General features: G+C 68.4%; 22 protein-coding genes and 1 pseudogene. 11 read left to right on the top strand and 12 right to left on the bottom strand.

What is annotated here, in order from left to right; genetic code table 11:
* Positions 1-43 precede the first annotated feature (43 nt).
* Entirely contained in the window at positions 44-1,537 is a 1,494-nt protein-coding gene (locus tag NMK44_RS31615) for a glycoside hydrolase (protein WP_254749659.1), read from the top strand.
* Positions 1,538-1,705: 168 nt separating this feature from the next.
* On the opposite strand, the gene NMK44_RS31610 is transcribed toward NMK44_RS31615, so the two are convergent.
* Positions 1,706-2,368 carry a snapalysin family zinc-dependent metalloprotease gene (locus tag NMK44_RS31610; RefSeq protein WP_254749657.1) on the bottom strand — a complete coding sequence of 221 codons (663 nt, stop codon included), beginning with the start codon at positions 2,366-2,368 and terminating at the stop codon, positions 1,706-1,708.
* A 285-nt stretch (positions 2,369-2,653) separates the two neighbouring features.
* Between NMK44_RS31610 and NMK44_RS31605 the strand changes: the two genes are divergently transcribed.
* Entirely contained in the window at positions 2,654-3,706 is a 1,053-nt protein-coding gene (locus NMK44_RS31605) for a LysR family transcriptional regulator (protein WP_254749655.1), read from the top strand.
* 177 nt (positions 3,707-3,883) lie between these two features.
* Complete coding sequence (locus NMK44_RS31600) at positions 3,884-4,909, top strand: aldo/keto reductase (RefSeq protein WP_254749653.1); 1,026 nt, start codon at positions 3,884-3,886, stop codon at positions 4,907-4,909.
* A 110-nt stretch (positions 4,910-5,019) separates the two neighbouring features.
* Here NMK44_RS31600 and NMK44_RS31595 read toward each other — a convergent pair whose 3' ends face one another.
* Complete coding sequence (locus NMK44_RS31595; protein WP_254749651.1) at positions 5,020-5,718, bottom strand: alpha/beta fold hydrolase; 699 nt, start codon at positions 5,716-5,718, stop codon at positions 5,020-5,022.
* A 220-nt stretch (positions 5,719-5,938) separates the two neighbouring features.
* Between NMK44_RS31595 and NMK44_RS31590 the strand changes: the two genes are divergently transcribed.
* Together NMK44_RS31590 and NMK44_RS31585 are read left to right on the top strand one after the other, a co-directional pair.
* A complete protein-coding gene (locus NMK44_RS31590) occupies positions 5,939-9,631 on the top strand; it encodes a beta-galactosidase (RefSeq protein WP_254749649.1) in 3,693 nt (1,230 codons plus the stop codon).
* A gap of 12 nt (positions 9,632-9,643) precedes the next feature.
* Positions 9,644-10,021 (top strand): annotated as a pseudogene (locus NMK44_RS31585) (IS5 family transposase); the annotation flags it as partial.
* On the opposite strand, the gene NMK44_RS31580 reads toward NMK44_RS31585, so the two are convergent.
* The 3 genes from NMK44_RS31580 to NMK44_RS31570 form a co-directional block, all read right to left on the bottom strand.
* Positions 9,989-10,633 carry a LysE family translocator gene (locus tag NMK44_RS31580; RefSeq protein WP_254749647.1) on the bottom strand — a complete coding sequence of 215 codons (645 nt, stop codon included), beginning with the start codon at positions 10,631-10,633 and terminating at the stop codon, positions 9,989-9,991. The pseudogene NMK44_RS31585 and the gene NMK44_RS31580 overlap by 33 nt on opposite strands.
* A 246-nt stretch (positions 10,634-10,879) precedes the next feature.
* On the bottom strand, positions 10,880-12,322 hold the full coding sequence (locus tag NMK44_RS31575) for a glycoside hydrolase (protein ID WP_254749645.1): 1,443 nt from the start codon (positions 12,320-12,322) through the stop codon (positions 10,880-10,882).
* A 201-nt stretch (positions 12,323-12,523) separates the two neighbouring features.
* Positions 12,524-13,486 carry a TetR/AcrR family transcriptional regulator C-terminal domain-containing protein gene (locus NMK44_RS31570; RefSeq protein WP_254749643.1) on the bottom strand — a complete coding sequence of 321 codons (963 nt, stop codon included), beginning with the start codon at positions 13,484-13,486 and terminating at the stop codon, positions 12,524-12,526.
* A gap of 166 nt (positions 13,487-13,652) precedes the next feature.
* On the opposite strand from NMK44_RS31570, the gene NMK44_RS31565 reads away from it, so the two are divergent.
* Complete coding sequence (locus tag NMK44_RS31565) at positions 13,653-14,762, top strand: FAD-dependent monooxygenase (protein ID WP_254749641.1); 1,110 nt, start codon at positions 13,653-13,655, stop codon at positions 14,760-14,762.
* A 40-nt stretch (positions 14,763-14,802) separates the two neighbouring features.
* On the opposite strand, the gene NMK44_RS31560 is transcribed toward NMK44_RS31565, so the two are convergent.
* Positions 14,803-15,456 carry a TetR/AcrR family transcriptional regulator gene (locus NMK44_RS31560; protein WP_254749639.1) on the bottom strand — a complete coding sequence of 218 codons (654 nt, stop codon included), beginning with the start codon at positions 15,454-15,456 and terminating at the stop codon, positions 14,803-14,805.
* A 136-nt stretch (positions 15,457-15,592) separates the two neighbouring features.
* Between NMK44_RS31560 and rocD the strand changes: the two genes are divergently transcribed.
* From rocD to NMK44_RS31535, 5 genes are all read left to right on the top strand, one after another.
* Positions 15,593-16,816, top strand: coding sequence for an ornithine--oxo-acid transaminase (rocD, locus tag NMK44_RS31555; RefSeq protein ID WP_254749637.1), 1,224 nt, complete (start codon positions 15,593-15,595; stop codon positions 16,814-16,816).
* A gap of 49 nt (positions 16,817-16,865) precedes the next feature.
* Positions 16,866-17,777, top strand: coding sequence for an ABC transporter substrate-binding protein (locus NMK44_RS31550; protein WP_254749635.1), 912 nt, complete (start codon positions 16,866-16,868; stop codon positions 17,775-17,777).
* A 24-nt stretch (positions 17,778-17,801) separates the two neighbouring features.
* Complete coding sequence (locus tag NMK44_RS31545; protein ID WP_254749633.1) at positions 17,802-18,752, top strand: amino acid ABC transporter permease; 951 nt, start codon at positions 17,802-17,804, stop codon at positions 18,750-18,752.
* The gene (locus tag NMK44_RS31540) at positions 18,749-19,540 is read left to right on the top strand and encodes an amino acid ABC transporter ATP-binding protein (protein WP_302888866.1); all 792 of its coding nucleotides are present in this window, start codon (positions 18,749-18,751) and stop codon (positions 19,538-19,540) included. The genes NMK44_RS31545 and NMK44_RS31540 overlap by 4 nt, the downstream gene beginning before the upstream one ends.
* Before the next feature lie 80 nt (positions 19,541-19,620).
* Positions 19,621-20,814 carry an amidohydrolase gene (locus NMK44_RS31535; RefSeq protein WP_374215370.1) on the top strand — a complete coding sequence of 398 codons (1,194 nt, stop codon included), beginning with the start codon at positions 19,621-19,623 and terminating at the stop codon, positions 20,812-20,814.
* A gap of 120 nt (positions 20,815-20,934) precedes the next feature.
* On the opposite strand, the gene NMK44_RS31530 is transcribed toward NMK44_RS31535, so the two are convergent.
* The 6 genes from NMK44_RS31530 to NMK44_RS31505 form a co-directional block, all read right to left on the bottom strand.
* Positions 20,935-22,257: a M14 family metallopeptidase gene (locus tag NMK44_RS31530; RefSeq protein ID WP_254749631.1), complete on the bottom strand. Its 1,323-nt coding sequence runs from the start codon at positions 22,255-22,257 to the stop codon at positions 20,935-20,937.
* A gap of 80 nt (positions 22,258-22,337) precedes the next feature.
* Positions 22,338-23,090, bottom strand: a complete 753-nt coding sequence (locus NMK44_RS31525) for an amino acid ABC transporter ATP-binding protein (protein WP_254749750.1) — start codon at positions 23,088-23,090, stop codon at positions 22,338-22,340.
* Positions 23,091-23,143: 53 nt separating this feature from the next.
* The gene (locus NMK44_RS31520; RefSeq protein WP_254749629.1) at positions 23,144-24,136 is read right to left on the bottom strand and encodes an amino acid ABC transporter permease; all 993 of its coding nucleotides are present in this window, start codon (positions 24,134-24,136) and stop codon (positions 23,144-23,146) included.
* 20 nt (positions 24,137-24,156) lie between these two features.
* On the bottom strand, positions 24,157-25,101 hold the full coding sequence (locus tag NMK44_RS31515) for an ABC transporter substrate-binding protein (RefSeq protein ID WP_254749627.1): 945 nt from the start codon (positions 25,099-25,101) through the stop codon (positions 24,157-24,159).
* A complete protein-coding gene (locus tag NMK44_RS31510) occupies positions 25,098-25,907 on the bottom strand; it encodes a deaminated glutathione amidase (protein WP_254749625.1) in 810 nt (269 codons plus the stop codon). Before NMK44_RS31510 ends, NMK44_RS31515 begins: the two co-directional genes overlap by 4 nt.
* Before the next feature lie 17 nt (positions 25,908-25,924).
* A complete protein-coding gene (locus NMK44_RS31505) occupies positions 25,925-26,830 on the bottom strand; it encodes a type 2 periplasmic-binding domain-containing protein (protein WP_254749623.1) in 906 nt (301 codons plus the stop codon).
* Positions 26,831-26,988 lie beyond the last annotated feature (158 nt).

The following is a 26,988-nucleotide window of genomic DNA, read 5'->3' as shown; positions in this document are numbered from 1 at the left end:
CCGCCGACTCCGCCCGCGCCCCCACCGCACGAGGAGCGAGACCATGCCGTCCCACCACCCCCTGTCACGCAGAACCCTGCTGCGCGGCTCCGGCGCCGCCGTCGCCGGAGCCGCGCTGTGGCCGGTACTCGACCAGGCCAGCGCCAGCGGCGCACCGGACATCGACTCGGGCAGCTACACCGTCCGTTTCGACAAGGACCGCAAGCAGACCATCTGGGGACTGGGCTTCGAGATCCAGTCGGACTCCATCGGCTCCGGCAACAACGGCATGCCTGATGTGGTCAGCGGGGTCCCGTACGACCTGACGGGCAGTGAGCGCGAACGCTTCTACCAGCAGATCCTCAAGGGCGGCACCGACCGTGGTTTCCGGTACTGCCGCCTGGCCATGGGGCTGTACCACCGGGGCCTGGACTCCACGAAGAAGCACATGGTCGACCGCTACAAGGGTCAGACCGCGCTGCTGGCGGACATGCTCAAGAAATCCGGTGTGGAGGGCGTGGCGGCGGAGTACTGGTCTCCCGCACCCGGCTGGAAGAACAACAAGTCCTACATCGGGGGGCGGCTCGCCTCGTTCTCCCCCGACGCCCTCGACGCCCTGGGCGACGCCATGGTCGGCGATCTGAAGTATCTCAGCGACCGGGGTGTGCCGATCTCCATGTGGGGTCTGCAGAACGAGCCTCGGTTCAAGACCGGGTACTCCTCCTGCCAGTACACGCCCGAGCAGTATCTGAAGACCTTCAAGGCGGTCGCTCCCAAGATCCGGAAGAAGTATCCGGACGCACTCGTCCATGTGGACAGCCAGGATGGCTGGAGCGGCGAGATCGGCAAGGCGGTCAAGGCAGACGCGGACGCACTCGGCTGCGTGGACGCCTGGACCTATCACCGGCTGGGCAACGGGCACCACAACAGCGACCGGCAGATCACCGAGGACTTCAGCTCCGGACGATCCGGCAAGCACGTGTTCTGCAACGAGTTCGAGTACCTGCACGGGGGAACCACGGACTGGCGGACGATCAACACCGCGCAGTCGATCATGAACTGGATGACCTTCCACAACTCACCCACCTGGTTCTGGCTGCACGCCCTCAAGCCCACCACCAACTCCGAGTCGGACGGCTACTCACTCGGCTTCTGGAGGCCGCCGAACGTCAAGAACCCCGAGCGTTTCCGGCACATCAAGGAGCGCCACTGGGACTACAACCCCCGGAACTGGAACGCGGTCGCCGGATTCCTGCGGTACATGCCGTGGAACTCCGTCCGCTACCACGTCGACGAGCCCCGGCACACCAACGGCAAGCCGTACACCGAGCACCGGATCATGGCCTGGCGCACCCCTGGGGGGAAGCCGGCCCTCGTGGTCACCAACCGGTCCGAGAAGGACACGTTCACCTACACCGTGGACACCCAGACCAAGGGCAAGTTCCACGGCCACCGGTACGGTCCGTCGACCCACAACAAGAGCGTCGGCACCAAGACCGGTCCGAAGCTCACCCTGGCCCTGCCCCCGCTGTCCATCGAGTTCTGGACCGCGGACTGAGCGACGGCACCGATGAGTCGTCACCGATGACCTGGTGGGCGAACGCGCCCGCCCCCGGCGATGAGGCGCCGGGGGCGGACTACGGGTGACCGCGGGGAGTGGCCGGGCGGGATCAGGCGTCTAGGGGAAGGGCGCCTCGCGCCCGCCGGGCTCCGCGGTTCACCCGTTCTATCGGGCCAAGCCCCGCTTGTAGTCGCCCCAGGCGTCGGCGAAGTTCTGGTCCACCTGCCGGGCCTCGGTCCGGTTGGGCTTGGCGTTGTGGCAGGACGGGCCGGGGCCGCCGCCGGACATCAGCTCGCTGCACGGCCCCTCGTAGTGGTCCGGCAGACCGAGAATGTGGCCGGTCTCATGAGCGACGATCCGGACGGAGTCGTACTGCCTGGACTGCTTGTGGTCGATGAAGACATCGCCGCGTCCACCGCCCTGGGGGTTGGCGTGCGAGCCTTGGGGGTCGTCACCCTCCTCGTAGGTGAGGTCGGCGTTCTTGCCCTCCTTCAGCTTCACGTTGTGCACCGCCGCGTTCCATATGCTGGCGCTGCGCTTGATCTGCGAGCGGAAGCTGCCGGCGCGGCTCGCGTCGTAGGTGATGGTGACGGTCGACGACAGGTCGTTCGACTTGGCCTTCTTGGCCAGCGCCGACTTCAGCACCGCCTCCCTGAAGCTGTCAGCGTCCAGCTTGTCACCGTCGCCCGGGGTGTAGGCCGCGAGGTAGCCGCGGTCGGCCGCGCCACTGGGGACATCGGTGGACGCCGACGCCGATGCGATGGACATGCCGGCCGCAGCCAGGCCGAGGCCGAGGGTGGCGGTCAGCGCCACCTTGGGGAGTTTCATGTGGGGGACTCCTCGTGGATCTGGAGCACCGGTGACCAGAGGGAAACCGGTGGCCGGAGCTATGAGTTGGGCTCCTGGCGCTCCAGAGTCTTGAGGCACCTCACCACGGCGCAAAGATGTCAATTGGTGATAGATCCGTTAAATACCCCTCTCGGCATATTGTCTTTTTACCCGCCCCCTGACGGCCCATCCACCGTGATGAGACCACAACTCGCCTCTCTGTGTGAGGGTTTGGTGTGGGAATTGTGACTGGTGTGACTACGACGTAATAGTTATGCTCACCGCGTGAACCTCGAGGTAAAGCATTTGCGCGCACTCTGCGCCATAGCCGACAACGGGAGTCTGCGCAAAGCCGCGCGCGAACTGGGCATGACGCAGCCCTCGTTGACGACCCAGCTTCTGCGCATCGAGAAGACCCTCGGCGGTCGGCTGTTCTCCCGCGAGGTCACCGGCAGCCGCCCGACTCCGCTCGGACAGTGCCTGCTCAGCCGGGCCCGACCGATCGTCGCCGAGATGAGCGCCCTGATCTCCCAGGTGCAGCGGGAGGCCGACCAGAAGGCCAGTGCCTGGCCGCGCGTCGGCAGCACCGGCAACCGGGCCGTGGCGGGCTGGCTGCGCAGGCTCCGCAAGCGTTACCCCGAGGCCGAACCCGGCATTCACATCGACCTGTCGGCCAACACCCTGCTGAAGATGGTCGCGGGAGGCCAACTCGACGCCGCATTCGTGCACGAGGCCGAGGGAGTTCCACTGAACATCCCCACCGGGCTGGACCGCCGCGTGCTCGTCACCCGCGAACCACAGTTCGTCGCCCTCGCGGACAGCCACCCCCTCGCCGGTCGTCCGGAGGTGGACCTCGCGGACCTCGCCGCGGCCCAGTGGATGATCGATCCGGCCATGGACAGTGGAGGTGCGGGACTCCAACGCGCCTTCTCCGCCCTCGGGCTGAATCCACGCGTGGTGTACGGCGACTACGCGAACGCCATGGAACTGGTCGCCTCGGGGGAGGTCGTCACCCACTGCCAGCCCACCGAGCGGCCACGCCAGGGCGTGGCCATCCGTCCGCTGCACAGGGACCCGCTGGCGGTCCGCCTTCTGCTGGTTTGGCCGAAGGAGCCGACGTCCGGACGCCACGACGCCACGCCCGGAGCCACCGGGTCACTGGACATCGGCGCGCTCTTCGACGACCTGGACGACGCCTATTCCGAGATCGCGTGGGCCAGCGGCGCGTACCGCGAATGGCTTGTGCGCAACGAGAGCCCCCTGTCCCGCCCGCACGACACACAGGGGCCCGAAGCGGAGCCCGGCCTCGGACCAGCGCGTCCCGCCGACGCCTCGTAGCACACCGAGGGACGCGGCCGGCCGGGACTCCGACGGTGTCCCACGCCCTCCGGTCACTCCCCCACCCGGCGCCCACAGCCTGGGCGCGAATCACCGCGCTCCTCGGCCTCGGCTCTGGCGGCTTACCGGGCCTGAGGGTTGCCTTCGCATGCACTCCAACTCCTAGCCTCCACAGGGGTGGAGACGAATAGCGAGACGACGTCCACCGGTGCGCACGCGCCCTACACAAGAACCCTCGGCCGAAGCGGAATCGAGGTGAGTGCTCTTGGCTTCGGCTGCTGGGCCATCGGCGGACCATGGCAGGGGCCCGACGGGAACCCGCTCGGCTGGGGCAAAGTCGATGATGAGGAGTCCGTGCGCGCAGTGCGCCGTGCCCTGGATCTCGGCGTGACCTTCTTCGACACCGCCGACGTCTACGGGACCGGGCACAGCGAGCGCGTACTGGGAAGGGCCCTCGGCGGGCGCAGGGCGGATGTCGTCGTGGCCACCAAGTGGGGCAACCTCTTCGACGAGGAGCGCAAGGTCATGACGGGCGGCGACGATTCACCGGCGTACGTACGACGTGCGCTGACGGCGTCGCTCGCCAGACTCGGCACCGATTACGTGGACCTGTACCAGTTGCATCTGTCGGACGCGGATCCCGAACGAGCCGCCCTCCTGAGGACCGCCTGCGAGGATCTCGTACGGGAAGGGCTGATCCGCGCGTACGCATGGAGCACCGACGACCCGAAGCGCGCGGCCGTCTTCGCTGCGGGTCCGCACTGCGCGGCCGTGCAGCACCGCTGCAACATCCTCCAGGACGCGCCGGAAATGCTCGCCTTCTGCGAGGAGTCCGACCTCGCGAGCATCAACCGCAGCCCGCTCGCGATGGGGTTGCTGACCGGAAAGTACACACCGGGGAGCTCGCACGCCTCCGGTGACATCCGTAGCGCACCGCCCGCCTGGCTGCCAGGTTTCGCGGCGGGTCGTGGGGCCGATCCGCAGTGGCTGGTACGCGTCGAGGCGGTACGGTCCGTCCTCACGAGCCGCGGGCGCACTCTCGCCCAGGGCGCTCTGGCCTGGCTGTGGGCGCGCAGCCCGCGGACGGTACCCATCCCCGGCTTCCGGTCGGTCACGCAGGCGGAGGAGAATGCCGGAGCGTTGCATTTCGGGCCGTTGGCAGAGGAGGAGCTCGCAGAGATCAAGCGTGTACTGGCGACCTGACGACTCCGGTCCGCTACGAGACGACCGTCCTCCGCGCAGCCGTCAACGAGTCCTTGCATCAGCGCAGTTGGTGCACCCCTGGCAAGGAGTTCGCACACACGGAACTACGGTCACGCGCCGGCTATGTCGAGGAGAATCCGCGCCAGTTCGCGTGGCCGGGAGAACATCGGCCAGTGGCCGGTGTTCATCTCGATCAACCGCCAGTGCTCGCTGGTCAGCAGCTCGGCAACGTCGTCGCTCGGTTCGGGGTCGCCGAGCGTGCACTTGATGTACGTGGACGGGAGACCCCCGAGCGGCACTCCCAGGACGGCGGGTTCGGTCAGCGTGGCGCCCGGGTGCGGCGTCGAACCGGCCACGATCCGTGCGATCTGCTCATCGGTGAGACCGTGGCCCTCGAAGTGGGCCACGGGGGCGACCGGCCAGAATCCTCCGTTCTCGGCGATCGATGCCCGCACCATCGCCCCGCCATCCGGCCAGGCGGAGACAAATGGCTCACCGTCGGTCGGAACACTGGCGTCGAGGAAGACCATACGGGCCAGCGGGTCGCCGATCCGTCCGGCGGCCTGACCGCTCGGGATGCCTGAGTAGCTGTGACCCACCAGGACGACGTCACGCAGGTCCTGGCGCTCAACCTCGTCGACGATGTCCTGGACGTGGGTCCGCTGTCCGGCCGGCACACCTCGCTTCTCGGCGAGACCCGACAGCGTCAGCGGGTGGACGCCATGGCCGGCCGCACCCAGATACGGCACCACGTCGTCCCACGCCCACGATCCGAGCCGCGCACCCGCGACCAGCACGAAGTTCGCCATGCCCGCACCGTAGCGGAGCGACACGACAGCCGCTTCCCACATATCCGTTGCGGCGGCCCGGCAGCGCCGATCAGCAGGTCACCCCACACTCCGTCAGGTCACGCCAGAGCGCCGCCCAGAAACAAACAGGTTCCGACTGTTCCCATCAAACCTTAACTTTTCTAGACTTCACGCTGCACCGGCTCGCCCCCACGGCTCAACTCTCCGAGGAGCGACGTCCATGCTCACCCCAAAGCACCGCAGACGCACGGCCCTTACGGTCACCCTCACCGCCTGCGCCCTCGCGGCCGCGGGCTCCCTCGCGGTCCCGGCGCAGGCCAGTCCACCGGTGGAGGCGCCATCTCCGGCCGCCACCGCCGCCTCTCCGGCATCGACCGGCGCCGCGTCGTCCGTGCCCGACATGTCCACGCCTCACAAGGTCTCCTACGACGCCCACTCCCTGACCATCGACGGCAAGCCGCTCTACATCTGGTCCGGTGAGTTCCACTACTGGCGGCTGCCCAGCCCGGACGCCTGGCGCGACATCCTGCAGAAGATGAAGGCGGGTGGCTACAACGCCACCTCCCTCTACTTCGACTGGGGCTTCCACTCCGCCAAGCCGGGCTCCTACGACTTCACCGGACTGCGCGACGTCGACCGCCTCCTCGACATGGCCGAGGAGGCGGGCATCTACGTCATCGCCCGGCCCGGCCCCTACATCAACGCCGAAACCGATGGCGGAGGCTTTCCCGGCTACCTCACCACGCAGAAGGGAAAGGCACGCACCACCGCGCCGGACTACCTCAAGTCCGTCGACGAATGGCTGTCCAAGATCGACCCCATCATCGCCCGCCACCAACTGAGTGAGGGCAAGGGGCCGGTGATCGCCTACCAGGTGGAGAACGAGTACTACAAGGACACCGCGGACGGACACGCCTACATCCGCCACCTCGTCGACCAGGCGCGCGACCACGGCATCACGGTGCCGCTGACCGGCAACCACAACGGCACGTTCGCCAAAGAGCTCGACATCGACGGCAGCGACTCCTACCCGCAGGGCTTCAACTGCTCAAGTCCCGACCGCTGGAACAAGCTGCCGGACTGGTCGCGGGCCAAGGCACCGGACGAGCCCCTGTTCCTGGCCGAGTTCCAGGGCGGAGCCTTCGATCCCTGGGGCGGCCCCGGCTACGGCAAGTGCAGACAGCTCACCAACGGGGAGTTCGAGAAGGCCGCGTACGAGAACAACATCGCCTCCGGCGCCACTCTCCAGAACTTCTACATGGCCTACGGCGGCACGTCCTGGGGCTGGCTGCCCGCGCCGAAGAACGTCTACACCTCCTACGACTACGGCGCCTCGATCAGCGAGGACCGGCAACTGACGGAGAAGTACCTGGTCAACAAGAGACTGGGGTACTTCGTCCAGGCGGTGGCCCCGCTCACCAGGACCGGGCCGCACACCGCCACCGCCCCGGACAACACCGCGATCTCCCGTCGTGACCGCCGCAACCCCGACACCGGCACCACCTTCACGGTGGTGCGCCACAAGGACGTCAACGACAAGAGCCGGGACACCACACACCTGGCCCTCGGCTCGTACCCCACCGTGCCGCAGGAGCCGGGGACCGCGCTGACCATCGACGCCCGTGACACCAAGACACTCGTCGCCGACTACGCCATGGACCACCAGCGGCTCCGCTACTCGACCTCCGAGATCATGACGCACGACACCTTCGGAGACCGCGATGTGGCACTGCTCTACGGCCGCCACGGGCAGGACGGCGAAAGCGTCCTGCACTACGACGCGCGCCCCGAGGTCAAGGTGGTCAGCGGCTCCGTCGCACAACACTGGGACGCGGGCAAAGGGGACCTGCGGCTGAACTACCGCCATGACGGTCTCGCCCAGGTCCTCGTCACCCCCGCGCACGGCACCCCGGTGCTGCTGCTCCTCGCCGACGACGCCACGGCCGACACCTTCTGGCGGCTCGACACCTCCGACGGCCCGGTACTGGCCGCCGGACCGGAGCTGCTGCGCACCGCGGACCACGACAACGGCGTGCTGCGGCTGACCGGCGACACCGACAAGGCAGCGCGACTGCGGGTACTCACCGGCACCCGGGCCACCTCGGTCACCTGGAACGGCGAGCGCGTCCCGGGAGCCCTGGACACCACCGGCGCCGCGCTGGCCGGACCGAATCCCGTCACCCTTCCGAAGCTGGGAGACTGGCGGTTCCAGCAGGAGACCCCCGAGGCCCGGCCCGACTTCGACGACGCCGCCTGGCGCGCCGCCGACGGCCCCTCGCTCGCGGCCGACCACTACGGCTTCCACACCGGCTCCGTCTGGTACCGCGGCCACTTCACGGCCACCGGCCAGGAGACATCGGTACGGCTGAACGTCTCCCCCGGCAAAGCGGGCTCCTACCTCGTCTGGCTCGGCGGCCGGTTCCTGGGCAGCAGCCGCGCCGGTGAACACACCTTCACCATCCCGAGCGGTGTCCTCAAGCCCGGGAAGGACAACGTCCTGGCGGTCCTCACGGCCAACATGGCGCACAACGTCGACTGGTCCGCGGACGACAGCCACAAGGAGCCGAGAGGTCTGCTCGGCGCCACTCTGACCGGCTCCGAGCGGCGGATCGGGTGGCGACTGCAAGGCGCGCTCGGCGGTGAGGACCTCGCCGACCCGGTCCGCGGACCGCTCAACACCGGTGGTCTGTACGGCGAACGCCACGGCATGCACCTGCCCGGCTACCCGTCCGACGGCTGGCAGAAGACCACACTGCCCCACGGCGACGACACCCCCGGTGTCTCCTGGTACCGCACCACCGTCGACCTCGACCTGCCCCCCGGACAGGACGTACCGCTCGGGCTGCGGATCGACGATGACGGCAAGCGGCACTACCGCGCTCTGCTCTACGTCAACGGCTGGATGGCCGGGCTCTACATCAACGACCTCGGACCGCAGAAGTCCTTTCCCGTCCCGCCGGGCATGCTGAGGACCAAGGGCGGCAACACCATCGCCATCGCGGTGATCAATGAGGACGGCCGGGGCGGCGGGCTCGGATCCGTCTCCCTGGAGTCCTACGGCAACCACACCACACCCCTGCGGTACGGCGACCTCGCCTCCCCGACCTACGCACAGGTGCCGCACCGCGACGCCCAGGCGAGCGCCGACGTCCGGGTCACCGCTCCGGACACCATCGCCCGCGGCGCCACCGGGACCGTCACCGCCACGTTCACCCCGCGCCGGTCGGCGGCCCGGAACGCGACGCTCGCCTTGGGACTGCCGCCGGGATGGAAGGCGGATCCGGCCGAGCCACGCGAGCTCGGCACCGTCCCCGCGGGCCGGACCGTGAAGCGCTCATGGACCGTCACCGCATCCTCCGGGACCGGCAGCCCGTGGACGGCGGCCTTCGCCGCCACCGCCCACTACACCTCCGACGGCCGGCCCGCCACGGCGAGCGCCCCCGCCACGGTCCTCTCCCCTCCCCCGCCGCCCAACGCCGGTACCCAGGAAGTGAGTTCACTGGAGTTCGACGCCGAGAACGGCTGGGGCCCCGTCGAGCGGAACACCTCGAACGGTGAGGAGGAAGCGCGCGACGGCAAACCCATCACCATCGCGGGCACGCGCTATGACACCGGCCTCGGTGTGCACGCCAACAGCGCCGTCACCCTCTACCTGGGCGGCTCGTGTACCCGCTTCACCGGCGTCGCCGGAATCGACGACGAGACGGGCGACGCCGGAAGCGCCGTCTTCTCCGTCCTGGCCGACGGCAAGCCCCTGCGCACCACCGACGTCATTACCGGCCGAGGGACGGGAGTGCCCCTGGACACGGACATCACCGGAGCACGGGTGCTGGAACTACGCGTCACCGACGGTGGCGACGGCAACAGCCACGACCACGCCGACTGGGCACGCGCCCGGCTGACCTGCGGCTAGGGGCGGGGTGATCTGAGTGACGCCGAGTGGGAACGGCTTCGGCCGTTCCTGCCGGTCAGCAACGGACGTTGTGGCAGGTGGCGGGATCACCGACAGGTGATCGATGGGATTCTGCACACGGTGCGGACCGGGGTGCGGTGGCGTGATCTGCCCGAACGGTTCGGGCCGTGGAAGACCGTCCATCAACGCCATCGTCTGTGGTCGGCCGACGGCACCTGGGAACGTCTGCTCCAGCAGGTCCAGGCCGCGGCCGACGCCGCAGGCGAGATCGACTGGGACATCTCGGTGGACTCCACCACTGTCCAAGCGCATCGGCTGCGGCCGGCGCCCGCACCGATCCGGTCGCGCGGGCATGGCTCAGGCCGAGGCCGGCGTACGGGACAGGGCGGTGCGCAGCGCGAAGACGCCGAGCAAGCCGCCTGACGCGAACCGCTGAGCGGTCATCACGCGGGGCCGGGCGGCCAGAAACCCCGACACCCGCGCTGCGCCCAGCATGATCAGAGCGTTCACGGAGATTCCCACGATGATCTGCACACCGCCGAGCTGGAGCAGTTGCGCCCAGTCCGGACCCGCATGCGGGTCCATGAACTGGGGCAGAAGAGCCGCGTACATGAGAGCGATCTTGGGGTTGAGCAGGTTGGTCAGGAGCCCCATCGAGAACAGGCGGGCGTCAGAGACCGGAGGCAGACCCTGGGCCGGGGCGAAGGGCGAGCGGCCACCGGGCTTGAGCATGTCCCAGGCCAGGTAGGCCAGGTAGGCGGCCCCGGCGAGCTTGACCACCGTGAACGCCAGCGGCACGGCGGTGAACAACGCCGATAGGCCCGCGGCCGCGGCCAGCAGGTAGCACAGGAATCCCACGGCGGTCCCGCTCAAGCTGACCAGGCCCGCCCTGCGGCCTTGGGTGATCGCGCGAGAGGCGAGGTGGATCATGTTCGGTCCCGGAGTCAGGGCCATGCCCAGTTCGACCAGGGCCACTCCCCCCACTGCGGCCAGACTGATCACCGGTCAACTCCTGATTGCTTGCCGGGTATCAGGTACCCGGAGTGGGGCGGCACCCGGCTGCGACGCATCGGCAGTGCCTGCATCGCCTGCCTCAGGATACGGCCCTGGCGTTCGGTGTCTCCGTGCACCCTGACTCCCGCTGGCGCTGCCTGTCCCTGCCGCGCGCGGGATACGCGCACACCGGAGTACGGGCCGTACCGGTTGCTGCCGGTACGGCCCGCCGTATGCGCCTTCCCTTTCGGCCCTTCAGGAGCCGGATGCCCAGAACTCGATGGACAGCGGGGGCACGGTGAAGGTGAGCTGCGGTCCGTGCTTGGTGCCGATGCTCATGTCGTTGACTTTCGGTCCGTACCGGTGGCCATGGAAGGCTTCCTTGGTCTGGGTGTCCACGCTGTAGGTGAACGGCTTGTTCTCAGAACTGTTGGTGACCGCGAAGACGGGGTCGCCCTTGGGGGTGCGCCAGGCCATGATCCGGTGCTCGGTGTACGGCGTACCGTCGGCGTGCCGGGGTTCGTCGACGTGGTAGCGAACGGAGTCCCACGGCATGTACCGCAGAAACCCGGCCACGGCGTTCCAGTTGAGCGCGTTGAAGGTCCAGTGGCCCGGCTTGAGGTCCGGGAAACGAGGGAGGTGCTTACCGTGCGGGGAGCGCCAGAAGCCCAGTCCGTAGCCGAGTGCCTCCGCGTTGGACGTGGGCTTCAGCGCGTGCAGCCAGAACCAGGAGGGCGCGTTCTGGAAGGTCATCCAGTTCATGATCGACTGCGCCGTGTTGATCGTGTGCCTGGGCTTCACGCTGCCGTAGTGCAGGTACTCGAACTCGTTGTTGAACACGGTCTTGCCGGCCCGGCCGGAGGTGAAGTCACCTTCGATCTGTTCCTTGCTCGACGTGCCCACCCGGTGGAACGTCCACGCGTCGACAAGGCGGAGCGCGTCCGGATCGGCCTTGATCGCTTTGCCGATTCCGCGCTTCCAGCCGTCCTGGCTCTCCGCGATGATGCGCGTCCGGGGGTACTTCTTCTTGATCTTGGGGGCGACCGCCTTGAAGGTCTTCAGATACTCATCGGGCGAGTAGGTGCACGAGGAGTACTTGGTGTCGGCGCGGGGCTCGTTCTGCAATCCCCACATGGAGATCGGCACACCACGAGCGGCCAGATAGTCCAGGTCCCGCACCATGGCGTCGCCGAGGGCGTCCAGGGCTTCGGGGGAGAACGAGGCCAGCTTGCCGCCGACGTAGGATCCGTTCTTCTTCCAGCCGGGAGCGGGTGACCAGTACTCCGCGGAGATACCCTCGATCCCGGTCCGCTCGATCATGTCCGCCAGCAGTGCCGTCTGCCCCTTGTAGCGGTCCACGATGTGCTTCTTCTGGGGATCAAGACCACGGTGGTACAGCCCCATGGCCAGGCGGCAGTAGCGGAATCCGCGTCCGGAGCCCGCCTTGAGCAGCTGCCCGTAGAAGCGCTCCCGCTCACTGTCCGTCAGGTCATACGGAACACCGCTGACCACCTTGTCGTCCATGCCGTCATTGCCGGAGTTGATGGAATCCGACTGGATCTCGAAGCCGAGGCCCCAGAGCGTCTGCTTGCGGCCGTTGTCGAAGCGGATCGTGTAGGCGGCCGCATCGTCCTTGGGCGCGCCCACTGCATGGGACTGGTCCAACAGCGGCCACATCGCCGCTCCGGCTCCGGCCACGGCGGCTCCACGCAACATGGTTCTGCGTGGCAGCGGGTTGGGGGGTGGCATGTCTGATTCTCCTCGTCTGCATGGGCGGGAGCGAGGGCCGTACACGGATGGATGTCACCCAGCGGCCCCCGGCACGCTGAACGTATTCGATATACGAAGTGTCCGCCAGGTGTGCGACACCGGTTTCATGCCACGAGGGAACCCGCGTGTCTACGCGGCGACTTCCTGACCCTCGATGAGGGAAGTCAGGCCGTCGAGGAGTGCCTTGAGGCCGAATTCGAAGAGCGCGTCGAGACGAAGGTCGTACCCGTCCTCGAAGGCTCCGACCACCTTGGTGAAGGTCGGGAAGCGGCCGGATTCCACCAGTTCCTGGAGGGCCGGGGCGCGGCTGTCCATCCACTGGTCCTCCGACTGGCCCGTGGCGGCCTCGGCGTGCGCTTCCATCTCCAGATGCGCCGCCAGGCCCTGGACATGGCTGTAGAGCAGAACGTGGATGTCGAACACCCTCGTGGGATCGAGGCCATGGCCGTCGAGGGCGCCCAGCACCCACTCGCCGTGGACCATCAGATTCGGCACGAGCAACGGGCGTGTGAGGGAGCCGAGCTGCGCCAGCCACGGGTGCTTCCGGTACAAGCTCCACAGGGTCCGGGCACCCATCTCAACGCGGGTACGCCAATCCTCGGGGGCGTTCGCGGGGTAGGTCTCCTCGCCGAACGCGGCGTCGGCCATGTGCAGGACGAGGTCTTCCTTGCTCGCGACGTACCGATAGGTCGACATCGCCGCGACGCCGAGCCGGGCCGCGACGCCGCGCATGGACAGCGCCGAGAGCCCCTCGGCGTCGGCGATCTCGATGGCGGTACGGACGATCCGGGCAAGGCTCAGCTCCTGCTCGGGGTCGGGGGCGGATGGCGGGCGCTTGCGAGTCGGCGCGGCGGGGGCGGTTCCGGCGACGACCGTGCCAACCCGGGGCCGGGACTCGACAAGTCCCTCCAGACGCAGAGTGGTCAGGGCCTTGGTGGCGGTGGCGAGTGCGACGCCCCATTCCCCGGCGATCTGACGGGTCGAGGGAACCCGGTCCCCGGGGGCGAGTTCACCCTCCGCGATGCGCCGCCGGATCGTGGCGACGATGCGCAGATAGGGCGGATCACCGGCTGTTCCCGTGGGCTTCGTCACGTCCTGCCGCCTTCCTCTCCTGTACTAGTGCAGAGGGTAGCAGCGGCAACGCGGAACGAACGGGCCCTGTCCTAGTACACGCACCGCATATGGCCAGTTGAAGGGCCTGCACGTACGACGTACGTTCAGAGCGCGTACACCGTACAGAGCACTGGAGGAGCTTCTCATGCAGACCGTACTCATCTCCGGCGGCGGCATCGCGGGACCCGTCCTCGCCTACTGGCTGCGCCGCCACGGCTTCGCACCCACCGTCGTCGAACGCGCTCCGGGCCAACGCCCCGGCGGCCAGGCCGTGGACATCCGTGGCGTCGCGCTCGACGTCGTGGAGCGGATGGGACTGCTGGAGCACGCGAGCCGCGTACGGACCCGGATGCGCGGCATGTCGATCCTCGACCCCGACGGCCACGAGATCGACCGCTCCACCGAGGCGACCTTCAGCAGCGGCCGGCTCGACAGCGAAGACATCGAAGTGCTGCGCGAGGACCTGGTCCGGATGGTGTACGAGCACACGCGCGCAGACGTCGAGTACCTTTTCGGCGACAGCGTCACCGCGCTCGACGAGAACGGGACCGGTGTGCGTGTCGACTTCGCACACGGACCGTCCCGCACCTTCGACCTCGTGGTCGGAGCCGATGGCCTCCACTCCACCGTGCGACGCCTGGCCTTCGGCCCGGAGGAGGGTTTCGCCCACCACCTGGGGAGCTACCTCTCGGTGTTCAGCGCGGGCAACTTCCTCGGCCTGGACAACTGGCAGATATGGCTGCGGGACGGCGACGCGGGCTTCGGCATCATGCCCGTACGCGACAACACCGAACTCAGGATCGCCTTCGGCTTCGAGTCCGCCCCCCTCGCCCACGACCGCCGCGACACCGCGACTCTGCGGCAGCTCGTCGCGGACAAGCTCGCGTCGTTGCGATGGGAAGGGACCCGCCTGGCCAAGGCCGCCCGGAAGGCACCCGACTTCTACTGCGACGCCATGGCCCAGATCCGCATGGACCAGTGGTCACGGGGCCGGGTGGCCCTGCTCGGAGACGCCGGCTACTGCCCCTCCCCTCTCTCGGGGCAGGGCACCAGCCTGGCCCTCGTGGGCGCCCATGTACTGGCCGACTGCCTCGCCCGGGACAACGGCGACCACCGCACCGCGTATGCCCGCTACGAGCGGCGGATGCGCCCCTTCGTCACCCTCAACCAGGCCCTGGCCACCGAGAATCCCGGCGGGCCCGCCTCGGAGGAATCCGTCGCGCACGCCAAGAACGCACTCTCACTGGAGAGTTGAGCTCCTAACCCGGCATCACCCGACGCTGGTGCGTTCGGCTTCAGGCGTCGGGATCGGTGACGGAAGGCGGTCCGGCCTGAGGACGGTCGGGGGTGAGGTCGGGGCAACCGGTGGCCGTCCGGGCGTAGCCCAGGATCAGCTCGAAGGCCCGTCGCGGCGGCAGAGAGTCATTGCGCGAGACGATGTGCAGCAGGTAGGAGTCCTCCAGCGAGACGATGTTGGACGCCACGTCACGGGCCGGCTCGGAGAGCCGGAAGTGGCCTTGCGCGGTGCCGACGTCGAGGATGGCCGTGTACATCACGACCTGCCGGTCGTAGCGGCTCTGGGCCAGGGTGGAGTAGAGCGGCTCGTCCCTGATGGCGGTGTTGAACTCACAGAGGACCACGGCCAGTTCGTCGTCGGGCCCGTCGGGGACACCACGGCGGATGGACTCCACCAGTTGGTCGCGGGCGTCCGGCAGCGTCTGGGTCACCGTGGCGCGCTGGGTGAAGAACCGCTCCAGGGCGCGCTTGTGGACCTGGACGAGCAGTTCCGAGAGATCACTGAAGTAGTAGTGCACGGAGCCGCGGGTGACCCCGGCGCTGTCGGCGATGCCCGAGACCTTCAGCCGGGCCAGCCCCTGGGCGCTGATGGCGCGGCTGGCTGCTCGGATCAGTTGTTCCCGGCGGGCGGTCTGGTTCTTCGGGCGGGCCATGCGGGGAGTGTACCCAATTATTTAACTGGCGGGTACGAGAAATAATGGCTACCGACGGTTGAGCCCTTGACATGACTCCCGCACCTATCTTTGACTCTGGCGTCAAAGAATGACCCAGCACAGGTACGGAGAAGCCATGTCGGAGACGTTCGTCCCGGGCGGTGCGGCGCTGAGGGCCGCCGCCGAAGCGCACAGCGCACCCACCTATCACCCGCTCCCCGTCGTCGTGGCCTCCGGCGAGGGGGCCTGGCTGACCGATGTCGACGGCCGCCGGTACCTCGATCTGCTGTCCGGCTACTCCGCGCTGAACTTCGGCCACCGCCACCCGCGGCTGATCGCCGCCGCGAAGGAACAGCTGGACCAGATCACGCTCACCTCACGGGCCTTCCACCACGACCGCTTCGCCACGTTCTGCTCCGCACTGGCCGAGCTGTGCGGAATGGAAATGGTGCTGCCGATGAACACCGGCGCCGAGGCCGTGGAAACGGCGATCAAGACAGCGCGCCGCTGGGGCTACCGGGTCAAGGGGGTCCCCGCCGACCAGGCCAGGATCGTGGTGGCGGCCGGCAATTTCCACGGCCGCACCACGACCATCGTGAGCTTCTCCGACGACCCCGAGGCCCGGGAAGGGTTCGGACCCTACGCCCCCGGTTTCGTCACCGTTCCCTTCGGCGACGAGGAGGCGCTGGCCGCCGCCGTCGACGACCGCACGGTGGCGGTACTGCTGGAGCCCATCCAGGGTGAGGCGGGAGTCCTGGTGCCGCCCGCCGGATACCTCGCGGCCGTCCGCAGGATCACCGCCGAGCGCGGGGCGCTGTTCATCGCCGACGAGATCCAGTCCGGACTCGGCCGCACGGGCGCGACCTTCGCCTGCGCCCACGAGGGCGTCGTACCCGACATGTATGTCCTGGGGAAGGCCCTCGGCGGCGGAGTCGTCCCGGTCTCCGCCGTGGTCTCCTCACGAGAAGTGCTGGAAGTGTTCACCCCCGGCAGCCACGGATCGACCTTCGGAGGAAACCCGCTCGCCTGCGCCGTCGCCCTGGAGGTCATCGCGATGCTGCGGACCGGTGAGTACCAGCGGCGCGCCACCGAACTCGGTGAGCATCTGCGAGGCGAGCTGTCCTCGCTGACCGCCACCGGAGCGGTCACCGCCGTTCGCGGCCGGGGGCTGTGGGCCGGAGTCGACGTGGCTCCGCGGTTCGGCAGCGGCCGCGAGGTCGCGGAGGCATTGATGCGGCGCGGCGTACTGGTGAAGGACACCCACGGCAGCACGATCCGGATCGCACCCCCACTGGTGATCGACAAGGACGAGATCGACCATGCCCTCGCGCAGTTCCGCGACGTCCTCTCCGCCCGCTGACCGGTCGGGTCCCCGTCCATGACCAGCCTCCGCAAGGGGAGAACACCGCATGCCCGTGAAGACCGGACCGCCCTTCGGTGTGGCGGTCACACTGATCCTCACCGGATCCGTCCTCATCACCGGCTGCCGCCCGGTCTCGGACACCGGCTCGGCCGGCCGGCCCGTCCGGGTCGCGGCGGACGATGAACTGGCCGCGATGGTCCCACCGCATCTGAAGAAGTCGGGCACGCTCACCATCGCCACCGACGCCTCGTACGCGCCCATGGAGTACAAGGAACCCGACGGAACCATCGTCGGCGTGGACATCGACCTGGGCAAGGCGATCGCCGGCAAGCTGGGTCTGCGGGCCGACTTCCAGAACGCCAAGTTCGACGGGATCATCGGTGGGATCCAGGCCCGGAAATACGACCTGAGCATGTCGTCCTTCACCGCCACCAAGGAACGCGAGAAGTCGGTCGACATGGTCACCTACTTCTCCGCGGGTCTCGCCGTCGCCGTCAACAAGGGAAACCCCAAAGGAATCGACCCGGACCGGATGTGCGGGGTGAAGGTCGCCGTCCAGACCGGCAGCGTCTCGGCCGACGACATCAAGGACCGGCGGAACCCGGAATGCGAAGCCAAGGGCCGCCCGGCCATCCCCGGCGACGGCCACCGCTTCGAACTCCAGACGGATGTCACCACCGCCCTCATCGCCAGGCGTGACGACGCCATGATCTCCGACTCCTCCGTCGTCGCCTACGCCGTCAAGCAGTCCGGCGGTCAGATCCAGCAGCTCGGAACCGCCTATGCTGTCGACCCTTCCGGGATCGTCGTGCCCAAGGGCGACGGGCGGCTCACCGAAGCCGTACGGGGCGCCGTCCAGGCGCTGATCGACGACGGCACCTACACCCGGATCCTCACCCGCTGGGGTGTCAACTCCGGTGCCATCAAACGCGCGGCCGTCAATGCCGCCACCCACTGAGCCAGCGCTATCCGAGGAAAGACCGTGAAACTTCTCGCTCCCCCGGACACCGCCCGCAACCGGCCCTCCGAGGACATCCCGGCCGTGCCCGTCCGTCATCCCGGCCGCTGGGCAGGAGCCGCAGCCGTCGTGCTGCTCGGCGCCATGTTCGGCCACGCCATGCTCACCAACCCCCGTCTCGACTGGGGCACCGTCGGGGGGATCATGGCCGACCCCTCGGTGCTCCGCGGTCTGCGGACCACACTGGAACTGACCGTGCTGGCCATGGGAATCGCCTTGGTCGGCGGTGTCCTGCTGGCCGTCATGCGGCTCTCGCGCAACCCCATACTGTCCGGCGCGTCCTGGCTGTTCATCTGGGTCTTCCGCGGCACGCCGGTACTCGTCCAGCTGTTCGTCTGGAACTTCCTGGGCGCCCTGTGGCCCACGATCTCCATCGGTGTGCCCTTCGGCCCCTCGTTCCACTCGTGGGACTACAACGACCTGGTGTCCCTGTTCACCGCCGCCGTACTGGGCCTGGGACTGAACGAGGCCGCCTATATGGCGGAGATCGTCAGAGCCGGGATCCTGTCCGTGGACAGGGGCCAGCCCGAAGCGGCCGCGTCCCTGGGACTGACCCATGGACAGACGATGCGGCGGATCATCCTGCCCCAGGCCATGAAGGTGATCATCCCACCGACCGGCAACGAGACCATCTCCATGCTCAAGGCCACCTCGCTGGTCAGCGCGATCTCCCTCGTCGACATCACCCGGGCCGGTCAGGACATCTCCTCACGCACCTTCCAGATCATCCCCTCCCTCATCGCGGTCAGCGTCTGGTACCTGCTGTTCACCTCGCTGCTGACCATCGCCCAGTACTACGTCGAACGGCGCTACGTCCGGGGCACCACCCACTCCCTCCCGCCCACCCCCGTACAACGTGTCCGGACCGCGCTCCGGGCCCGGCGCGCGCCCCTCGTCACCGGAGGCTCCTCATGAACCAGCCGACCCACCCGACACCCACGGCGGAACCGATGGTCCGGGCCCAGGGGGTGCGCAAGTCCTACGGTCCGGTGGACGTCCTCAAGGGCATCGACCTCGAAGTGGCCACCGGAGAGGTCTTCTGCCTCCTCGGCCCCTCCGGCTCGGGCAAGTCAACCTTTCTGCGCTGCATCAATCACCTGGAGAAGGTCAACTCCGGACGGCTGACGGTCGACGGCGACCTGGTGGGCTATCACGAGCGGGACGGCAGGCTGTACGAGCTCAAGGACAACGAAGTGGCGCGCAGGCGTCGGGACATCGGCATGGTCTTCCAGCGCTTCAACCTCTTCCCGCATATGACCGCGGTGGAGAACATCATGGAAGCTCCGGTGCGGGTCAAGAAGGAGCCGAAGGCCGCCGCCCGGGACCGCGCGCTGGATCTGCTGGCCCGGGTGGGCCTGGCCGACAAGGCCCGGAGCTATCCCAGTCAGCTCTCCGGTGGCCAGCAGCAGCGCGTCGCCATCGCCCGGGCACTGGCCATGGAGCCCAAACTGATGCTCTTCGACGAGCCCACCTCCGCACTCGACCCGGAACTCGTCGGGGAGGTCCTCGACGTCATGCGCGGCCTGGCCGAGGACGGTATGACGATGATCGTCGTCACCCATGAAACAGGCTTCGCCCGCGAGGTCGGCGACGCCGTCGTCTTCATGGACGACGGCGTCGTGGTCGAATCCGGGAGCCCGCGGGACGTCCTGACCGCACCCCGCCACCTCCGCACCCAGCAGTTCCTCTCCAAGGTGCTGTGATGCCGCATCACCCCTACCTCACTCGTCCCCCGGGCGCCCGAGACCGGCGCTCCCACAGCCCCGACACCGGAGAACCACCCGTGGACACCCCATCCACCCTGCCGCACCAGCACATCAGCACGCGCATCGACGCCCTGTCGCGGCGGCTCTGGGAGATCAGCCTGGAGCTGCACGGCCGACCCGAACTCTCCCATCACGAACGGCGAGCGGCCTCGCTCCTCAGCGGTGAACTGGCGGCAGCGGGCTTCGATGTCGAGCGGGGAACAGCCGGTCTGCCGACCTCCTTCGTGGCGCGGGCCGGGAGCGGCGACGCCCCTCGTGTGGCACTGATCCTCGAATACGACGCCCTGCCGGAGCTGGGGCACGCCTGCGGACACAACCTGATCGCCGCCGCGGGCCTCGGGGCCGCCCTCGCCCTGCGTGATCTGCTGCCCGCCACCGGAGGGACCCTGCTGGTGGTGGGATCCCCCGCCGAAGAGGACGGCGGAGGAAAGATCGCCCAGGTGGAGGCAGGGGTGTTCGACGGCGTCGACGCGGCGCTGATGTTCCATCCGGGAGTGCACAACTGGTCGTGGGCGCCCCTCACCGCGCTGACGGACCTGCGCGTCACCTTCCACGGCCGCGCCGCACACCCCACCGGAAACCCGGAGGACGGCGTCGACGCCCTCCACGCACTGATCCGACTGTTCACCACACTCGACGAACTCGGTGAGAACGCGCCGAGCGGCTCGCACATCCAAGGCATCGTGACCGAAGGAGGAAAGGTCACGAACGTCATTCCCGACCACGCCGAAGGACGCTTCTGCCTCCGCGCACTCACCACGGGCGCACTCGCGGAGCTGGAATCCCGCTTCACCCGGTGCGCGACCGAGGCCGCCCGGACGGTCGGCGCCCGGGTGACCATCTCCCGGGAGGGCGACGCCTACGGTCACTTCCGCAGCAACCCCGTCCTCGCCGGGGTGTTCACCCGCCACCTGGCTCGCCTCGGCATCACGGCGACCGAGCCCGACCCCGGCGTGTTCCTCGGCTCCTCCGACATCGGCAATGTGAGCACCCGCGTCCCCACCATCCACCCCTTCGTGCGGATCCTCCCGCCCGACCACAGCGATCACACCCCCGAGTTCGCCACCGCGGCCGGGGACGAACGGGGCAGAGCAGCCATGCTGGCAGCGGCGGAAGCCCTCGCATGCACTGCGTACGACGCCTTCGACGACCCCGCCGTCACCCGCGGGGCGTGGAACGTCTTCGAGGAGCAGCGGACCGTGGGCCGCTGACGAACACGCCACTCACCGGGTGCGTGAGCATGGGCGAGGTGTCCCGGTGTATCAGCGAACCCCCCGTGGCCGGTCCGCCGGGGACGAACGGGCCACGGGGGGCTGGACAGAGCTACGGCCTCAGCAGCCGTCCACCGGACGTCCGGAGGTCAGGTGGTAGGCGGCACGGTCGTCGAGCAGCAGGGGCACCAGGGCACGCGCGGACTGGCGCAACGGCACGAAGGCCTCACCGTCGGAGCCGGGGACGGGGCGCGTCTTCACACCGTGCAGGGCGAGTTCGTCCCGTACGTCGTTGTACTGTGCGGCGTCCAGGCGGTATCCGCACGGCGGGTCCTTGAGGATCTCGTCCTCGCTCGCCGGGTCATTGTCCGCGCCGCCCAGGTAGACCGGTCCGCGATCCGCCAGACCGGCCAGACGGGACGCCGTGGTGGCCGCTTCGATCGACCCGCGCCGCTTGGTGACATAGGCGAAGGCCCCGTCCAGCGAGGCGAGGTGGGAGGTGACACGCCGCCGGTTGTTGAGCGCGGGGTCGCTCTCTTCTTCCGGGGTGATGGCTTCGGCACGGGTCTCGACGAGCAGCCCCACGGAGTTCTTGACGCCGAGGGTGTTGCGCAGGATCCGTTCCTGGCCGTCTCCGGCGGTCTGCTTGATGGGCTCGCCGGTCTCCGGGTCGGTCCAGATGCCGTAGTCCCCCGCGGGGTAGCCCGCGGCCTCGGCGCTCGGCCGGACATAGGAGTTCGACAGGGTGTGCGCCTCCTTGTGCACAGCGTCGGCGGTGTTGAGGTTACGCGGCCACAGCGTCAGTACGTCCTTCATGTAATACGGGACAGTGGGCGTGTATTCATGCAGGTCGTAGACGGTGTCGGGCTTCCAGTCGCGGAGTACGGCCGCCATGGTGCGGGACTCGGCCGTCTTCAGCTCGATGTGGTCGCGGTTGATGTCCACGTCCTGGGAGTTGGTACGGGTGTCGGCGGCGCGGCCGTCCGGATTGGCGGTGGGGATCACCAGAACATTGGTGCGCTGCAGGAAGCGCCGGGTCCGTTCGTCCTGGGCGAAGGCGAGCTCTCTGATGGTCGTCAGACACGCCTCGCGCCCCGATGGCTCATCGCCGTGCTGCGAGCAGATGAGCAGCAGGGTGTTCGGGGTGGCACGGGACGGGTCGGTGGGCGCGGAGCGGGCTCCGATGCTCACCAGGCGCAGGGGGCGACCCTGTGCGGTGGTGCCGATCTGACGGATGGCAACACGTGAGCTGGCCTTGTCGACCGTGGTGAGGAAGTCCGTCTCCTCGGCCTCCGAGGTCCAACGGGCGCCGTGGCTTGTCTCGAAGCCCGTTCGCGGAGTGGAGGTTTCCGCGTGTGCGGGGGCTATCAAGAAGGACCCTGTCAGGATCGCGCCCACCGTTCCGCCGATGGCGGCACGGTTCGAGAAAGTTGGTGGGAGCATGGGGAAGTACCTCCTGGGATGGGGACGGTTCGCGTGGGGGGTAAGAGCGGATCGATGCGGTTGAGTGCGGCGCGCCTTGCTCACAGGAAGCGGCGAAGGAACGCCCGGGTGCGGGGATGGGTCGGGTTGTCCAGCACGTCCTGGGGCCTGCCGCTTTCCAGGATCTGTCCTCCGTCCATGAACACCACGCGGTCCGCCACCTCCTTCGCGAACCCGACCTCGTGGGTCACCACGAGCATGGTGAGACCTTCCCGGGCCAGGTCGCGCATGCTGGCGAGGACTTCGCCGACGAGTTCGGGGTCCAGGGCGCTGGTCGGCTCATCGAAGAGCATCAGCTTGGGCTCCATGGCCAAGGCGCGGGCGATGGCTACGCGTTGCTGCTGTCCACCGGAGAGTTGCCGCGGGTAGCAGGCCGCCTTGTCGGCCAGGCCCACACGCGTCAGCAATTGCGTCGCGGCCTTTCGTGCCTCGGCCTTGGGAACGCGGAGGACACCTGTCGGGGCCTCCATGACGTTCTCCAGAGCCGTCTGATGGGGGAAGAGGTTGAAGTGCTGGAACACCATGCCGATGTCGCGGCGCTGCCGGGTGATCTCGCGCGGGCGCAGATGGTGGACGCGTCCGCCCGCCTGCCGGAAGCCGATCAGCTGACCCTCGACATGGATGGATCCGGCGTCGATGCGTTCCAGGTGGTTGATGCACCGCAGGAAGGTCGACTTGCCGGAACCCGAGGGGCCGAGGATGACGACGACCTCACCCCGTCGCACCTCGAGGTCGATGCCGCGGAGCACCTCCAGGTGTCCGAAACGTTTGCGGACGTGTCGGGCGACGACCATCGGCGGATCCGCCGGAGTGTCCTTCGGGCCGGTCGGGCGGCTGGTGTCCTGGATCACCGGGTCTCCTCCTTGCTGACGGTGGCGTCCCGTTCAGCCGCCGGAGCCCGGCGGAACAGCGCGAAGCTCCAGAAGCTCTGGGGAGCGTGGCGGGTCGCCCCGCGTGCGTAGTGGCGCTCGATGAACGACTGGCCGACGTACAGCACGGAGGTCATGATCAGGTACCACAGGCAGGCCACGATCAGCAGCGGGATGGTCTCGAAGGTGCGGTTGTAGATCGACTGCACCGTGTACAGCAGATCGGCCAGGGCGATCACGCTCACCAGCGATGTCGCCTTGAGCATGTTGATGACCTGGCTCCCGGTGGGCGGGATGATGAAACGCATGGCCTGCGGGAGGATCACCCGGCGCAGCAGTCTGGCGCGGCCCATCCCGAGAGCGGAAGCGGCTTCGGTCTGGCCCGGGTCGACGCCCAGCAGACCGCCGCGCACGATCTCGGCCATGTACGCGGCCTCATTGAGGCCGAGGCCGAGGATGGCCGCGAGCAGCGGAGTGATGAGTGCGTTGGTGTGCCAGCTGGCGAACTCGGGTCCGAACGGGATGCCGAAGGAGATCCTGGGGAGCAGTGCCGAGAGGTTGTACCAGAACACGAGCTGCACCAGTACCGGGACACCGCGGAAGAACCACACGTAGGCGCCGCAGACCGAGCTCAGGACGCGGTTGTCCGACATCCGTCCCACCGCGACGAGCACTCCCCCGGCGATACCGATGAGCATCGCGATCGCGGTCAGTTCGACCGTCGTGGCGATGCCCTGGCCGATGACCTGCGCCCCGAGATAGCTGCCGACGGTGCCCCACTCGAAGTGCGGGTTGGTCACCAGGAAGTGTCCGAGCTGAGTGCCGAGGACGGCGAGTATCAGTACCGAGAGCCAGCGGAGCGGATGACGGACCGGGGCGGCTCCGGCCACGTCGACGGCCGGGACGGCACCAGGTGGGTGTTCGGCCTCGGACGCGTCGCCCCGGACGGTCGGATGATGCGTGGTGGACATGATCGGCTCAGCTCCTGGGCTCAGGACTCACCGCCGAGGTTGATCCCCGGCTTGTCGAGGGTGTTCGCGGACAGACCCCACTTCTTCATGATCTTGGTGTAGGTGCCGTTGTCCATGAGCTTCTTGAGGGCCTTGTGAAGGACGTCGCGGAGCGGGGAGTTCTTGCCGACGACAGCGCCCTGGTAGAGGTCCTCGAAGCCGTTGGCCTGGTCGGTGCCGGCCAGCTCGAGTTCGCCTTTGGCCTGTGAGACAAAATAGGTGAGGGGAGCCCTGGAGGAGAAGAAGGCATCGGCGCGGCCGGAGCGCACGGCCAGGATGGAGCCGGGCTGGTCCTTGTAGGACTGGACCGTGACGGCCTTCTTGCCGTCCTTCCGGCAGGTGGCCGACTGCTTCTTGATGACGCCTTCGGCGGAGCCGCCGGCCATCACCGCGATGCGCTGTCCGCAGGTGGCCGCCAGGGAGGTGATGTGATGGGGATTCCCCTTGGGCACCGCGAAGACGACGAATTCACGTACCCAGTCGACGAAGTCGTTGGAGCGCTGTCGGTCCTTGAAGTCGCCGATGGGGCCGAGGGCGAGGTCGTAGCGTCCCGCCGCGATGCCGGTCAGGGCGCTGGGCAGACCGTCCGCGGTCACATGGTCGACCTTGACGCCGAGTACCTGCCCCAGGGAGACGGCCAGGTCCGCCGCTGCCCCGGTGAGGCTGTGGCCATCCGAACCGGCGATCTCGTACGGCGGGAAGGAGCCGTTGTTGACCGACACCAGTCGGCCGGACGCGCGGTTCTTCTTCGGCAGCAGGGCGTGCAGCGCCTTGTCCTCGGCCATGGCCGCCACTTTCCCGGACTTGCCGGAAGCATCGGCGGCCCCCTCGGCCTGAGGTGGGTTGGTCCCGCAGGCCGACAACGCGAGACAGCCGCACACGGCGGTGGAGGCGGCGGCCAGGAGCGGTCTCGTCAGGAATCTCATCGGGGGGCTCCCAGGGGAATGGGGGTGGGATCGACGGCGAAACGCCGGTTGGCGAGGACGGGGAGGGCGCGGCGGGCCGCGGCGGTGCTGGTGGCATCGGCTTGGGCCCAGATCAGGCCGGGTGCCGTGGCGAGTCGGGAGCGAACGGTACCAAGCGGGTCGACGACCAGGCTGTTGCCGATGTTGCGCGGACCGCATTCGCCGCTCGCCGCCACCCAGCAGGTGTTCTCCAGGGCCCGCGCGGTAATCATCACCTCCCAGTGATGTTCTTTGGAAGGTCCGCGCACCCAGGCCGCGGGGAGGGCGAGCACCTCGGCGCCGGCGTCCACCAGAAGCCGCGCCAGTTCGGGAAAGCGGACGTCGTAGCAGGTCATGAGGCCGACTTTGGTGCCCGCCACCTCGACGATGACGGGTGGGCCCTCCGCCGGGCACACGTTCTCGGACTCCAGATCACCGAAGGCGTCATAGAGATGGATCTTGCGGTAGTGGGCGATCAGCGCACCGTCGCGCAGCGCCACGAGGGTGTTGAACACCCGGCCGTCCCCGGACGGCTCGTGGATGCCGACGACGACGGTGGTGTTCCCGCCCGCCGTGGCGGTGCGGAGTGCGGTGACGAACGGGCCGTCCAGTGGCTGGGCGACCTCACGGATCCGGTGACGGTCCTCGGTGAAGCGGGCCAGCACACCCTCGGGAAGCACGAGCAGATCCGCTCCGCCCCGTTCCGCCTCCGCGGTGAGCTCCTTGCACACCGCCAGATTGGACGTCCAGTCGGCGGTGGCGGCGAATTGTCCTACGGCGATGCGCATGGGCCTGCTCCGGGCGGTCATGGGGTGGGGACGGCGGTGAGGGCGGGCTCGGGAAAGACCAGGCCGGGGTCGATGGGATCGGGCCAGACGCCCTGCGCGTGCAGTTCTCCGCAGAAGGCCCGGGTCATCGCCGCGTTCGCCTCGGCCCCGTACGGCATCCAGTCGTCGCCGAAGAGCCGGGCACTTTCGGTGAGGTCATGCAGCAACCACGGGGTGGTGTCGGCGAGCAGCCGGCGTCGTTCGAGCCACAGGCGTTTGGACTCCTCAAGACCCGCGAGGAGCGCGGCGGGGAGCTCGGGGTGGATCTCCACGACCTCCCGTTTCAGCGCGACCAGATGAATGCCCGGGACGAATCCGGTGTCCGTCCAGTAGGCCCGTTCAGCGGCGCGGTGGTCATCGAGCAGATGCCGGAAACGGCTGGTCCGGGTGAACAGCTCCGGTGGCATGAAGGGGGAGAGCACCGCGTCCAGACGGCCCGCGGCCAGTTCGTCCACCAGTGATGTGCCCTCGGCCATGGCCACGACGTTCTCGGGCAGCGGCCGGCTGCCCAGCCTGTCCTTGCCGGGCTCTCCGGACGCCAGTGGCCCTACATGCCACCGGATGCCGGTGAGGTCCACCCCTGCGGAGCGCAGCAGGGCGCGCGTCCACACGTTGCCGGAGTCCGGCCATCCGGTGAGCCCGACGCGGGCACCGTCGAGCTGTTCGAGGGAGCGCAGCGGACTGTCGTTGCGTACCAGGACGCATCGGTGGCGGAACCCGCGCATCACGAAGGCGGGAAGGCCGACGAGGCGGTGGTCCCCCGCGGCACGAGCCTGGACATAACGGCTGAAAGAGGTCTCGCCACCGTCGAGCCCGGGCTCCGCGAGGACATCGGGCGTGACGTCCCGAACCTCGATCAGAACATTGAAGTGGGGAATCTTCACACGCCCGGATACCAGTGGTACGAGGTGGTCCCAGTCACGAAGGCCAAGGCGTATCAGAGGAGCTGGCACAGTTCGCACTCTCCTTGCACATCGCACACCCGCACACCTTTTGCATAAGGCTGCGCGATGTCTAGGAGGTTATTGTTCAGAGAAGTCGC

Source organism: Streptomyces cucumeris (genome assembly GCF_024295805.1).
Taxonomy (GTDB): Bacteria; Actinomycetota; Actinomycetes; order Streptomycetales; family Streptomycetaceae; genus Streptomyces; species Streptomyces cucumeris.
The sequence above is the reverse complement of the archived record's forward strand: the minus strand, read 5'-3'. Positions and strand labels throughout refer to the sequence as shown.